The organism is Cellulosimicrobium funkei (assembly GCF_004519295.1).
In the GTDB taxonomy this organism is placed as follows: Bacteria; Actinomycetota; Actinomycetes; order Actinomycetales; family Cellulomonadaceae; genus Cellulosimicrobium; species Cellulosimicrobium funkei.
This window is the reverse complement of sequence record NZ_SOZH01000004.1, coordinates 67,256-79,209: the sequence shown is the minus strand read 5'-3', so window position 1 is coordinate 79,209 and position 11,954 is coordinate 67,256. Positions and strand designations below refer to the sequence as shown.

Below are 11,954 nucleotides of genomic sequence, written 5' to 3'. Positions count from 1 at the left end.
GGGCGCTCCGTCAGCGGTGGATGAGCGACGTCCAATCGGGCGGCACGCGGTCGGCGGGGCCCGGCGACCCCTGCTCGGGCGGCCGGGACAGCGGCGCGGCGAGGTGCGGGCCCTCGAGCACCTGCTCGGTCTCGAAGTCCCAGTACCACTCCTCGCCCGGCTCGAACGAGCGCATGAGCCGGTGGCCGGTCTCGTCGTAGTGCGCGGTCGCGTGCTGCGCGGGCGACGTGTCGCAGCAGCCCACGTGCCCGCACGTCGCGCACCGGCGCAGGTGCACCCACCAGCCGCCGTCCTGGTCGCACTCGGCGCACCCGGTGCCGCTCGGGGGCACCTCGACACGTACCGCGGTGGCGAGGGCGGCCGCGAGCACAGGGTCGTCGAGACCCTCGCCGTTGACGTTGGGCGCGCGGTCCGTCGTCACCGCGCCCCCGCCCCGGCGGCCCGGACGACCGGCGCCCACGCCTCGGGGTCGAGAGCAGGCGCGGGTTCTGCCGCAGCCCAGGCACGGCAGTCGTCGATCGTCGCGGAGAGGAGCGCGCGCAGGCGCTCGTCCGGGTCGCTCACGCACGCCTCGGCGATGCCCTGCACCGCCGCGGAGATGATGCTCGGTGCGGCGTCGCGCACGAACCGCGTGGGCCGCAGTCGCGCGCCCTCGCAGAACCGCTGCGCCCACCGCGCGGTGCGCGGGCAGCTCGCGAGCGCGTCGGCCGACTCGGCGCTCAGCGTGCCCGCGGGGCGGTCGTCGAGGACGTCGAGCATCTTCTCGGCGCCGATGATCGCCACCGCGAGGGTCTGCTGCCGGTCCGCCGGGGCGATCGGCAGCGCCGTCACGGCGGCGCGCAGCGCGATGCGCACGTCCCAGTGCGGGTCGTCGCTCGTCAACCCGATGACGGACGGGATGAGCGGCGCGAGCTTCGGGCGCTCCGGGTCGACCGTGAGGTCGTTCACGGCGCGCGCGAGCATCGCGAGCAGCGGGTGCGTGCACCGTGGATGGTCGCTCCAGCGCTCTCCCGCGAGATACGACGCGAGCTCCATGAAGCACGCACCCTTCTTCGGGTTGCGGTGCTTGCCACGGCCCAGCATCGGCAGCATGTCGTAGGTGTCGGTCACGAGGTCACCCCCACAGCGGGTCCGGTCCTGCGTCCAGTCTGCGCCGGGGTCCTCCTGTTGGCAACGGGAGGAGTGACGCGGGTCACGTTCGTCGCTCGGTCCGGCCGTCCTCCTCCCGCGTGCGCCTGCCGGACCTCCGTCAGGGCAGTCAGAGCGCGTGCAGCTCCGGGACACGCCACGTGCCGTCGAGGACTTCCGCGCGAGGGCGGTAGAGGCGGACGAGGAAGTTCCACCGCTCCGGGACCGGGATCGTGTTCGGCGCGTCTCCCACCTCGGTGCGCGGGGCGAATCGCACGGTGACCCCGCCGTCCGGGTCGGGCACGGCCGTGACGCTGTTGACGCTGTAGACGCCCTCGGGGTTCGGCTCGAAGAAGCCCTTCTCGTCGTAGACCGAGACCGACCAGAACGCGTCGACCGGGACGTCGCGCAGCGTGAGCGCGTACCGGCCGGGCGGCACGCCCGGGTCGACACCGACGTACGACGCCTCCGTCGTGGGCAGCCCGCCCCAGCCCGCCGCGGTCCCCACCAGGTGCCGCACCGGGTCGACCTGCTCCCGGGTGCCGAACATGCCGTCGAACCTGCGCAGGCCCGCGGCGAGCGCGAGCAGCGCGTCCCGGGTCGCGTCCATGCTCACCGCGTCGTAGTCGGGAGACACGAACGGATCCGCCGAGCCGGCACGCAGCACGACGCCGTCCTGCACCGCGGCGACGGCCTCGAGGTCGGCCGGGTCGGCGGGGTCCACGAGCGTGCGGACCGCCACGACGGCGTAGCGCGTGCCCACGCCCGTCGCGTCGAGACGATGCTCGCCCGGGGCGTGCAGGACGTCCGCCACGAAGTGGTCGTTGTCGACGACCATCGCTGACAGGTAACGGTCCCCGGCGTCGGGCAGAGTCAGTGCGGCACCGGCGGACAGGTCCACGACGGCGAAGCTGTAGAGCGTGTCCCGGTTCAGACGCACGACCGTCTGCCGGTCCACGGGCGCAGGCTCCCGGTTGTGGAAGAACTGGTTGACCCCGCCCGCGTCCCGCTGCAGCGCGGCGAACATCCTGTCGGTCTCGGCGCGCACGAAGTTGTCGGCGTCGACGTGCTCGGTCATCGCTGTCCTCCCTGGTCTGTCCGCCCCGGCGGACCACGCTGGTTCGCCCACCCAAGCACCTGTCCCCCCGACGAGCGAGCGCAGCGTGGGGCCCCCGGCGTCGGCCGCCTCGGGACCGGTGCCTTAGGCGCCGGGGACCACCTCAGACCTCTCGACACCCGGATCCTCGTGCGCCTAAGGCACCCCCCGACGAACGGTGCGCGGTCGACCGATGCGACGGCCCGGTGCTCAGGACGACTGTGAGTGTCGGACAGGCAGGGAGCCTGGGAGACGGGGACGACCATGAGCACGCACATCGATCCGACGTTCGACGCGGACCTGGAGTACCGCGCGGAGCGTCTGCGGGCGGACCTGCGGCACGACGAGCCCGCGCTGCTGCACTGGTGGCGCGGCCGTCGTCGTCGCCACGACCAGCCCGCGCGATGACCGCGCCGCCCAACGCCGCCGACGAGGTACCTCTCGCCGGCGGCGTCGTCGTGTCCGTCGGGGTGACCCGGTCGGCGCAGGGCGGTCAATCGGCTGGTCACGTGTCGGTGCCCGCTGCGAGGATGGGAACCGTGCCCCGACCCTCCACGCGCGCGCCCTTCGTGGCCCGCGCGGCCGAGCTCGACGTGCTCGCCGCGGCGGTCGAGCGCGCGCGCCGCGGCGAGCCGGGCGTCGTGCTCGTCGGCGCGGACGCGGGCGTGGGCAAGACGCGCCTGCTCACCCGCGCGGCGGAGCTCGCGGCGGGGACGGGCGCGACGGTGGTGTGGAGCCACTGCGTCGACCTCGGCGAGGTCGGCCTCCCCTACCTCCCCTTCTCCGAGGCGCTCACGACCCTGCGCGCCCAGCACCCCGCCGTCGACGAGACGGTCGCGGCCCGTCCCGCGCTCGCACGTCTGCTCGACGCCGGCACCCCGGCCGACGACGAGCAGAGCCAGGGCGAGCGCCTCCAGCTCTTCGAGAGCGTCGCCGCCGCGATCGCGGCGTCCGGGACGCCCGAGGCGCCGCTCGTGCTCGTCGTCGAGGACCTGCACTGGGCGGACCCGTCGAGCCGCGACGTCCTGCGCTTCGTCGTCGCACGCCTGCGCGCGGAGCACGTCCTGGTCGTCGCGAGCTACCGCGCGGACGACCTGCACCGCCGCCACCCCCTGCGCCCGGTGCTCGCGGAGCTGCTGCGCCACCCGCGCGTCGAGCACGTGCAGCTCTCGCCCTTCACCGAGCGCGAGCTGCGGGAGTTCACCACGGCGCTCGCCGGCAGCCCGCTGCCGCCCGCGGCGTTCGAGTCCGTGCGCACGCGCTCCGAGGGGAACGCCTACTTCGCCGAGGAGCTCGTCGAGTCCGGCCTGGGAGACGAGCTGCCGTGGTCGCTCGCGGACGTGCTGCGCGCCCGTTTGGAAGGGCTCGACCCGGCCGTCCAGCACCTCGTGCGCGTCGCGTCGGTCTCGGGACGCCAGGTGAGCGAGCCGCTCCTGCGGGCCGCGCTGGCGCGGGACACCGACGAGGGCGAGCCCGCGGACCGGTCGTCCGGGCGTCCGTTCGACGCCGCGCTGCGCGAGGCCATCGCGCACCACGTGCTCGCGGTCGAGGGCGACGGGGCGCGCGACACGGTCGTGTTCCGGCACGCGCTGCTCGCCGAGGCGGTCGCGTCCGACCTGCTCCCGGGCGAGCGCGTCGGCGTGCACCGCGCCTACCTCGCCGCACTCGACGACGACCCGCAGCTCGGCTCCCCCGCCCTGCGGGCCCACCACGCGCTCGCCGCGCACGACCTCCCGGCCGCGCTCACCGCGTCGCGCGCCGCGGCGCGCAAGGCGGCGCGCGTGCTCGCGCCCGCGGAGGAGCTCCGGCACCTCGAGCAGGTGCTCGCGCTGTGGCAGGCCGTGCCCGACGCCGCGACCCTCCTCGGCGAGGACCGCGTCACCGTCGCGCTCGCCGCGGCCGGGGCGGCGAGCCGCGCGGGCGAGCCGGACCGCGCCGTCGCGCTCGCACGACGCGTCGTCGAGGGCACCGCCGACGACCCGATGCGCCAGGCCTCGCTGCGGCACGTGCTGTCTCGGTACCTGCTCGGCACGGAGGAGGTCGAGGAGACCCTCGCGCACACCGAGGCGGCGCTCGCCGTCCTGCCCGTCGAGCCGCCGTCGCTCGACCGCGCCTGGACGCTGGCCATGCGGGCGCGCGCCGCGATGAACGCCGACCTCGACGAGCTCGCCGCCGAGGTCGCGGCGGAGGCGATCGACGTCGCGCACCGCCTCGACGCGCCCGACGTGGAGGCCGACGTGCTGACCACGATGGCGATCCTCGAGGTCGCGGACGACGACCGCGCCGCGGTGCTGCTGGCCCAGGCCCGCGAGCGCGCGGTCGAGGCGGGCGACATCCTCACCGAGCTGCGCTGCTGGTACAACATCGCCGCGAACCGCTACTACGCGGGCCGCATCGACGAGGCCCTCCAGGTCACGGAGGACGGCCTCGACCGCGCGCGGGCGACCGGCCTCGGGTGGAGCGCGTACGGCGTCGAGCTGCGCCTGTTCCGCGACCTCGTCCGGTACGTGCTGGGCGACCTCACCCCCACGGACACCGCGGGCGAGACCATGCCCGAGGGCTCCGCGCCGCAGCTGTCGTGCGTCCAGCTCTACGCCGCCGTCGCGCGCGGCGACGCGGACGCGATCGCGCGGGGCACCGCGCTGCGGCGCGACTGGTTCCGGGACGGGCAGATCGCGCTCATCTCGGGCGGCTGCTCGATCGACGCCCTCACGTGGGCCGGGCGCCGCGACGAGGCGGTGGCGCTCGCCGTCGAGCTCGTCGACCACCTGGGCCGCACGTGGAGCGACTACTTCCTGGGTCGCATCTGGATCTCCGCGCTCGCGCTCGCCGCCCTCGCCGACGCCGCGGACGCCGCTCGCCTCCAGGGCGCGGCCGGGGCCGCCACGGTCCGCGAGCTCGTCGCCCGCGGGGCCGAGCTGCTCGACGCCGCCCGCACGACCGCCGAGCGCGGCCGCCCTCGGGGGGGCCGGCTCGGGCCGGAGGGCCGCGCGTGGCTCGCGCGCGCCGCGGCGGAGCACTCGCGCCTCACCGGCACGGACGACCCCGCGCTGTGGGAGGAGACGACGCGCCTCTTCGACTACGGCTACCGGTACGAGGTGGCGCGGTCCCGGTTCCGGTGGGCGCAGGCCCTGCTCGGTGCGGGCGACCGCAACGCCGCCGAGATCGAGGCCGCGCAGGCGCTCGAGGAGGCCGAGGCCATGGGCGCGGCGCCGCTCGCCGAGGCGGTCCGTGCGCTCGGCCGGCGCGGTCGCCTCGACCTGCCCGGCGTCCGCCGGTCCACGACGGCCGTCCTCACCGAGCGCGAGGAGGAGGTCCTGCTGCTCGTCGCGCAGGGCCTGACCAACCGGCAGATCGGCGAGCGCCTGTTCATCTCGGGGAAGACGGTGAGCGTGCACGTGTCGAACGTCCTCGCCAAGCTCGGGGCGTCGGGGCGCGCCGAGGCCGTCTCGCTCGCGCACCAGCGCGGGCTGCTCGAGGTCTGACGCGTGGACCCGTCGCCCGGGGCGCTCGTGCTCGTGCGGCACGGGCAGAGCACGTTCAACGCGGGCGACCGCTTCACCGGGCTGCTCGACGTGCCGCTCTCCGACGTCGGGGTCGCCGAGGCGCGCCGCGCGGCGCGGCTCCTCGCGGACGCCGTCGCGCGCGAGCCCGCGCTCGCCCCGCGGCGTGTCGTGACCTCGCCGCTCGTGCGCGCGTCCGCGACGGCCGCCGTCGTGGCCGAGGCCCTGCCCGGGCCGCCGTCGCTCGCGGTCGAGTGGCGGCTCGTCGAGCGGCACTACGGCGCGTTCACCGACAAGCTGCGCGACGTCGTCCGCCGCGACTACGGCGAGGCCGCCTACTGGCGCTACCGCCGGTCGTACCTGCACCGGCCGCCGCCGCTCGCCGACGACGACCCGGCGCGCGCCCTCGTCGACGACACGCTCCTGCGCCTGCCCGACGCCGCGCGCGCCACCCTGCGGCCGGACGCCGAGTCCCTCGCGGACGTCGTCGAGCGCCTGCGCCCCTTCTGGGCCGCCACCCGCACGCGGCTCGTGCACGGGGAGGCGGTGCTCGTCGTCGGGCACGGCAACTCGCTGCGCGCCCTGTCCGTGCTCGTCGACGACCTCACGCCCGAGGAGGTCCAGGACCTCGACGTGCCCACCGGGCACCCGCTCGTGCACCGCTTCACGGCCGGGCCCGACGGCGCGCTCGTCCCGGAGGTCCGCGGCGGCACCTACCTCGACGCGCAGGGCGCCGAGCACGCGGTCACGGACCTCCGGGCCCGCGGGGGCACCTGACGGGCGACCGAGGCTCGCCCACCGCCCGTCGGGACGGTCCGACGACGTTCCCTTCTGTCCGATTTCACCCCCGACGCCGCGCCGGGTGGGGCGGGTTGCGCTGTTTGACCAGGCTCGTCCCGGTGATACTGGACCATGACCGACGCCCAGGCGATCCACGAGCTCGTCCAGGCGGGGCTCGCCGAGCCGGCGTCGGACGAGTCGTTCGACCGCTTCGCGCGGCTCGTGCACCGGCAGCTCGGGGTGTCGTCGGCGCTCGTCACGCTGGTCCTCGACGACGAGGCGGTGCTGCCCGGCGCGCACGGCGTGCCCGAGCCGTACCAGTCGGCGCGCCGGACCCCGCGCAGCCACACGTTCTGCCAGTTCGTGGCGAACGAGGCGCGCCCGCTCGTGGTCGAGGACGCGCGCACCGTCCCGCACCTGGCCACGCTGCGGGCCGTCGACGACATCGGCGTCGTCGCCTACGCGGGCTTCCCGATCTTCGACCCGCAGGGCCGTGCGGTCGGGTCGCTGTGCGCGTTCGACCCGCGCCCCCGCACCTGGTCGGACGACGAGCTGGCGACGCTCGCGGACCTGGCGTCCGCGTGCACGTCCGAGCTCCGGCTGCGCCTGGCGCGAGCCCGCGCGAGGCGCATGCAGCGTATCGCCCTCGCGGCGAACAAGCGGTCGCGCCTGCTCCTGGAGCTGTCCGAGTCGTTCGCCGCCGCGACGTCCGTCCGCGACGTCGCCGAGCGGCTGGCCGCCGTCGGGGCGGCCATCGGCGCGCGCTACGCCGGGCTCGCGCTGCTCGACGGCGGCGGCACCCGCCTCGAGTTCACGACGCTGGACCACCTGGAGCCGGGGGTGCCGGCGTCGTTCCGCCGCATGCGCGTGGACGCGGACCGCGCCGCGTCGACCGCGGCACGGACGCGCGAGCCCTTGTTCTTCCGTGACCACGTGCAGTACGGCGAGCGGTTCCCCGAGGCCGCGTCGCTCATCGCGCCCGACACGGTCGAGGCGCGCTCGTTCGTGCCCGTCCTCGCGGACGACCGCCTCCTGGGGGTCGTGGCCCTCGCGTGGGACACGGTCCGCGAGTTCGACGACGACGCCGTGAAGACGGAGACGACGATCGCCTCGTACGTCGCGCACGCGGTCGAGCGCGTCCGGCTGCTCGAGGAGCGCCACCGCGTCGCGGCGACCCTCCAGGCCGCGATGCTCACCGAGCTGCCGCCGGTGCGCGGCGCAGAGCTCGCGGCGACCTACGCGTCCGCGACCCGCACCGACCAGGTCGGCGGCGACTGGTACGACGCGGTGGTGCTCGACGACGACGCGTGCGTGCTCATGATCGGCGACGTCACCGGGCACGACATGCGTGCCGCGGCGCAGATGGGCCAGCTCCGGTCGATGCTGCGGACGTTCGCCTGGTGCCAGGACGAGCCGCCCGCCGTGCTGCTGCGGCTGCTCGACCGCGCGAACCGCGGCCTCGCGCTGCACTCCAGCGCGACGGCCGTCGTCGTGCGGCTCGACCGCACCCCGCAGGGGTTCGACCTCACGTGGTCGAACGCCGGGCACCCCGCACCCCTCGTCCTGCGCGCCGACGGGACGGTCGACACGCTCGAGTCCGCGCCCGACCTCATGCTGGGGGTGCTGCCGAGCACGCAGCGGCACGACCACCGCACGCGCCTCGCGCCGGGCGACACGCTGCTCCTCTACACCGACGGCCTCGTCGAGCGCCGCGGCACGTCGTTCGCCGAGCGCCTCGCCGGCCTGCGGGCCGTCCTCGGCGAGCACGCGGGCACCGCGACGTCGGCCCTCCCGGACGCGCTCGTCCGCCGCCTTGTCGCCGACCAGCGGGACGACGTCGCGGTCCTCGCCCTGCGCGTGCGGCACACGGTCCCGCGGGCGCCGGCGCCCGGGCGCCCGTCGGTGCTGACGCGGCCGGTCGAGCACACGTCGGCGGCGATCGGCCCCGCGCGGCGGTGGGTCGACGACGCGCTCGAGAGCTGCGACGTGTCGCCTGCGGTGCGCCGCGTCGCGATGCTCCTGACGAGCGAGATCCTCACGAACGCGGTGCAGCACGGCACGCCTCCGGTCCGGGCCGTGCTCGAGGTCGGGCACCGGGTGGTGCGGGTCGGCGTCGAGGACGGGTCGACCGCGCTGCCGAGGCTGCGCTCGCCGCGGCCGGAGGAGACGGGCGGCCGGGGAGTGCAGTTCCTGGAACGGTGCGCGTCGCGCTGGGGCGTCGACCTCCACGACGACCCGGCCGACGACAGCGCTGCCGACGGCCGCCCCGCGGACGGCGGTGCAGCCCACGGCGACCCGGCCGACGGCGGTGCGGCCGACGGCGGTGCGGCCGACGGCAGGGCGGCCAAGACTGTGTGGTTCGAGCTGGACCTCGACGGCTGACCCGGGCGCTCGTCCGGTGCCCCTGTGCGGTGTCGGAGGGCGGCGGTAGCGTGTGTGAGGTGGGCCACTCCCCCCGGGCACCGCGCGCGATCCCGTGACCCCTCGTGCACGTCGAGACGACCGAGTCCTGAGAGGCAGCACCATGACCGACCTCGCCACCCCCGCGACCCTGCGCGGCGACGCCACCGCGACCGCCGCCGCCCCCGTTGACGCCCCTGCCCCGCTGCCCGACCGCGAGCACCTCGACGCCGTCCTCGACGGCCACCGGCGCGAGCTCACCGGCTACTGCTACCGCATGCTCGGGTCGTCGTTCGAGGCCGACGACGCGGTGCAGGAGACGTTCCTGCGCGCGTGGCGGTCCTACGACCGCTTCGAGGGCCGCTCGGCCCTGCGCTCGTGGCTGTACCGCATCGCGACGAACGTGTGCTTCGACGCGCTCGGCGCGCGCAAGCGGCGCGAGCGCCCGATGGGCCTGGGCGGACCGCAGGCCCCGGAGCTGGAGAACCTGGGCCAGGTGCTGCCCGAGGAGACGTGGGTCGAGCCCGTCCCCGACGACCGGGTGCTGCCGCACGACGGCGACCCGGCTCAGGTCGCGGTGGGGCGCGAGACCATCCGCCTCGCGTTCGTCGCGGCCCTCCAGTTCCTGCCGCCGCGGCAGCGCGCGGTGCTGCTGCTGCGCGAGGTGCTGCGCTGGCAGGCGAGCGAGGTCGCGGAGCTCCTCGACACGACGGTCGCGTCGGTGAACAGCGCGCTCCAGCGCGCCCGCGCCACCCTGGCGGCGCGCGCGCACTGGGACAGCTCGGGGCTGGGCGACGAGTCGGGGTCCGCCGCGCCGGTCGCGGCGAACACGGGTCTCGGCGACGAGGAGAAGCTCCTGCTCGAGCGCTACCTCGACGCGTTCGAGCGCTACGACATGGACGCGCTCGTCGCGATCCTCCACGAGGACGCGACGCTGTCGATGCCGCCGTACCCGCTGTGGATGCGCGGCCCGGCGGACATCGTCACGTGGATGACGGGTCCGGGTCACGAGTGCGAGGGCTCGCGCATGGTCCCGGTCGTGGTGAACGGCACGTTCGGGTTCGGCCAGTACCGCCGCGCGGCCGGCGGCGGTCACGAGCCGTGGGCGCTCCAGGTCGTCGAGACGGAGGGCGGCCGCGTCACGGCCATCAACGCGTTCCTCGACACGGCCTCGTGGTTTCCGCTGTTCGGGCTCCCGGAGCGCCTCGACGACTGACGCGTCGCGGGTCAGCCGAACGTCTCGAGGAGCGTGCTCCGCTCGGCGTCGGTGAGGTTCGTCGCGACGAGCGTGCCGTGGACCCCGTGGAACCGCTCGCCGACGCGGTCGAGGTCGCCGTCCTCGGTGACGACGAACAGCGCCGACGTCCCGGGCGTCACGCCCTCGCGGATGCGGTCGAGCTGGTCCTTGTCGATCCCGACGGCCTCCATCGCCTTCGTCGACGCGCCGATCGCCGCCCCGGCCGCGGCGCCCAGCACGGGCGCGAAGAACAGCGACCCGAGCAGCAGGCCCCAGAAGGCGCCCCAGCCCGTGCCGCGCCACTCGTCCTGGTGGCCGTGGCGCGTCGTCGGCTTGGCCGCGCCCTCGGGCCACGACACGACGGCGGTGTCGACGATCTTGACGGCGTGCTCGGACGCCGAGTCGTGGAGGATCCGGGACGCCGCGTCGGCGCCCTCGGGGGAGTCGAACTTCCAGACGGTGAAGGTGGCCATCGTTCTCTCCGTTTCTCTCAGCCGAGCAGCTTGGCCTTGGCGGCGGCGAACTCGGCGTCGTTCAGGACGCCCGAGGAGTGGAGCTGACCGAGCCGCTCGAGCTGGTCGAGGAGGTCGTCCTGCACCGACGCGGGAGCGGGCTGCGCGTACTGCGCCGCGGCCTGCTGCGCGGCCGCCTCGACCCTCGCCTGGTCCTGCGCGGCCGCGGCCCGCTGGGCCTCCCACGACTCCTGGGCGCGGTTCGCCTGGTGGCGCCGCACGGCTCCCGCGGTCGCGGAGGCCGTGCCCGCGATGACGGCGGTGCGGGCGGCGGTCCCGATGAGCCCGGGGCGCCCGAATCGTCGGACGAGCATGTGGTCACTCCTGTCTGTCGGACGGGTCTGCGCCCGGGCCGGGACGCCCGGGCCGAGCGGGTCAGCCGTCGGCGAGCGCGAGGTCGGCGACCTCGTTGACCACCTCGGCGGGGACGCGCTCGCTGAGGAGCACGACGCCGTCGGCGCTGCGGGTCGCGGCCACCAGGGCGCGCGCCCACGTGTGCTCGACGACGAGCACGACCGCGGACGTGCCCGGCGCGAGACCGGCCGCGACGTGGTCGAGGTCCTCCTCGGCGGCGAGACCGGCCGCGGTGAGCTCGACGTCGGTGATCGCGAGCTCGTCGCCGAGGTCGGTCACCTCGAGCACCTCGACGTCGCCGTCGCGCGAGCGCCGGACCACGGCGAGGTCGAGGAGCGTGACGGTGCCCTGCGCGAGCACCTCGAGGACGGCCGCACGGATGCCGTCGGGGATGCGCTCGGTGGGGAACGCGACCGCGACGATCTCGACCGGGCCGAAGGTGGACGTGGCCATGGACGGTGCTCCTGTCAGCAGGTCGTGGGGCGAGGACGGTGCCGGGCCGGCGGTCAGCGTGCGGCGCGCTCGGCCTCGTCGCCGTGCACGACGAGCGCCCACAGGACGAAGACGTCGAGCACGATGGTGATCAGCGACCACCAGGGCGTCACCTGCAACGTCGTGAACTGGGCGATCGCGTTGATCACCACCAGGACGATGGCGACCATGCGGGCCCATCCCTTGCCCGAGAGCAGGGCGAAGCCGGTGAGGACCAGCAGCACCCCGATGACGAGGTGGATCCACCCCCAGGTCGACACGTCGAGCACGACGATGCCCGCGTCGGAGACGCCGACGAGGCTGTTCGGGGAGAACACCGCGACCAGGCCGCTGATGGCGTTGAAGAAGCCGATCGTGACGAGCACGATGCCGGCGAACCAGACCCAGCCGACCCATGCCGTCACCTGTGACGAGCGTGCCATGCCATCCTCCTGAGAACCGTGGAGCCCCGA

The 11,954-nt window shown here is 75.4% G+C and carries 12 protein-coding genes; 5 read left to right on the top strand and 7 right to left on the bottom strand.

The window, feature by feature from the left end:
* Window positions 1-10 precede the first annotated feature (10 nt).
* The 3 genes from E1O70_RS06295 to E1O70_RS06285 all read right to left on the bottom strand — a co-directional run bounded on the left by E1O70_RS06295 (window position 11) and on the right by E1O70_RS06285 (window position 2,206).
* A complete protein-coding gene (locus tag E1O70_RS06295) occupies window positions 11-370 on the bottom strand; it encodes a UBP-type zinc finger domain-containing protein (protein WP_061268416.1) in 360 nt (119 codons plus the stop codon).
* Window positions 371-417: 47 nt separating this feature from the next.
* Window positions 418-1,110, bottom strand: coding sequence for a hypothetical protein (locus E1O70_RS06290; RefSeq protein WP_240696626.1), 693 nt, complete (start codon window positions 1,108-1,110; stop codon window positions 418-420).
* A 148-nt stretch (window positions 1,111-1,258) separates the two neighbouring features.
* Window positions 1,259-2,206: a DUF1214 domain-containing protein gene (locus tag E1O70_RS06285; protein ID WP_034656204.1), complete on the bottom strand. Its 948-nt coding sequence runs from the start codon at window positions 2,204-2,206 to the stop codon at window positions 1,259-1,261.
* A 282-nt stretch (window positions 2,207-2,488) separates the two neighbouring features.
* On the opposite strand from E1O70_RS06285, the gene E1O70_RS19860 reads away from it, so the two are divergent.
* The 5 genes from E1O70_RS19860 to E1O70_RS06265 all read left to right on the top strand — a co-directional run bounded on the left by E1O70_RS19860 (window position 2,489) and on the right by E1O70_RS06265 (window position 10,123).
* Window positions 2,489-2,632, top strand: a complete 144-nt coding sequence (locus tag E1O70_RS19860; protein WP_157464311.1) for a hypothetical protein — start codon at window positions 2,489-2,491, stop codon at window positions 2,630-2,632.
* A 122-nt stretch (window positions 2,633-2,754) separates the two neighbouring features.
* On the top strand, window positions 2,755-5,709 hold the full coding sequence (locus tag E1O70_RS20560) for a helix-turn-helix transcriptional regulator (RefSeq protein ID WP_061268418.1): 2,955 nt from the start codon (window positions 2,755-2,757) through the stop codon (window positions 5,707-5,709).
* A gap of 3 nt (window positions 5,710-5,712) precedes the next feature.
* Window positions 5,713-6,504 (top strand): 2,3-bisphosphoglycerate-dependent phosphoglycerate mutase, encoded by a 792-nt coding sequence (locus tag E1O70_RS06275; protein WP_061268376.1) that lies wholly within the window; start codon window positions 5,713-5,715, stop codon window positions 6,502-6,504.
* A gap of 135 nt (window positions 6,505-6,639) precedes the next feature.
* Window positions 6,640-8,889 (top strand): SpoIIE family protein phosphatase, encoded by a 2,250-nt coding sequence (locus tag E1O70_RS06270; protein WP_082774616.1) that lies wholly within the window; start codon window positions 6,640-6,642, stop codon window positions 8,887-8,889.
* Between the two features lie 142 nt (window positions 8,890-9,031).
* Window positions 9,032-10,123 (top strand): sigma-70 family RNA polymerase sigma factor, encoded by a 1,092-nt coding sequence (locus tag E1O70_RS06265; RefSeq protein WP_082774617.1) that lies wholly within the window; start codon window positions 9,032-9,034, stop codon window positions 10,121-10,123.
* Between the two features lie 11 nt (window positions 10,124-10,134).
* Here the strand turns inward: E1O70_RS06265 and E1O70_RS06260 are convergent, their stop codons facing one another.
* The 4 genes from E1O70_RS06260 to E1O70_RS06245 form a co-directional block, all read right to left on the bottom strand.
* Window positions 10,135-10,617, bottom strand: a complete 483-nt coding sequence (locus tag E1O70_RS06260; RefSeq protein WP_021479816.1) for a DUF1269 domain-containing protein — start codon at window positions 10,615-10,617, stop codon at window positions 10,135-10,137.
* Window positions 10,618-10,634: 17 nt separating this feature from the next.
* Window positions 10,635-10,970 (bottom strand): SHOCT domain-containing protein, encoded by a 336-nt coding sequence (locus E1O70_RS06255; RefSeq protein ID WP_061268377.1) that lies wholly within the window; start codon window positions 10,968-10,970, stop codon window positions 10,635-10,637.
* Window positions 10,971-11,031: 61 nt separating this feature from the next.
* Window positions 11,032-11,463, bottom strand: coding sequence for a DUF6325 family protein (locus E1O70_RS06250; protein ID WP_061268378.1), 432 nt, complete (start codon window positions 11,461-11,463; stop codon window positions 11,032-11,034).
* A 53-nt stretch (window positions 11,464-11,516) separates the two neighbouring features.
* The gene (locus E1O70_RS06245; RefSeq protein WP_061268379.1) at window positions 11,517-11,924 is read right to left on the bottom strand and encodes a DUF7144 family membrane protein; all 408 of its coding nucleotides are present in this window, start codon (window positions 11,922-11,924) and stop codon (window positions 11,517-11,519) included.
* Window positions 11,925-11,954: the final 30 nt, after the last annotated feature.

What these genes read in the sequence shown, in the direction of transcription:
- E1O70_RS06255 (WP_061268377.1), bottom strand. Translation starts at nt 10,970, where the DNA reads ATGCTCGTCCGACGATTCGGGCGCCCCGGGCTCATCGGGACCGCCGCC.
- E1O70_RS06250 (WP_061268378.1), bottom strand. Translation starts at nt 11,463, where the DNA reads ATGGCCACGTCCACCTTCGGCCCGGTCGAGATCGTCGCGGTCGCGTTC.
- E1O70_RS06270 (WP_082774616.1), top strand. Translation starts at nt 6,640, where the DNA reads ATGACCGACGCCCAGGCGATCCACGAGCTCGTCCAGGCGGGGCTCGCC.
- E1O70_RS06260 (WP_021479816.1), bottom strand. Translation starts at nt 10,617, where the DNA reads ATGGCCACCTTCACCGTCTGGAAGTTCGACTCCCCCGAGGGCGCCGAC.
- E1O70_RS06245 (WP_061268379.1), bottom strand. Translation starts at nt 11,924, where the DNA reads ATGGCACGCTCGTCACAGGTGACGGCATGGGTCGGCTGGGTCTGGTTC.
- E1O70_RS06265 (WP_082774617.1), top strand. Translation starts at nt 9,032, where the DNA reads ATGACCGACCTCGCCACCCCCGCGACCCTGCGCGGCGACGCCACCGCG.
- E1O70_RS06285 (WP_034656204.1), bottom strand. Translation starts at nt 2,206, where the DNA reads ATGACCGAGCACGTCGACGCCGACAACTTCGTGCGCGCCGAGACCGAC.
- E1O70_RS20560 (WP_061268418.1), top strand. Translation starts at nt 2,755, where the DNA reads ATGGGAACCGTGCCCCGACCCTCCACGCGCGCGCCCTTCGTGGCCCGC.
- E1O70_RS19860 (WP_157464311.1), top strand. Translation starts at nt 2,489, where the DNA reads ATGAGCACGCACATCGATCCGACGTTCGACGCGGACCTGGAGTACCGC.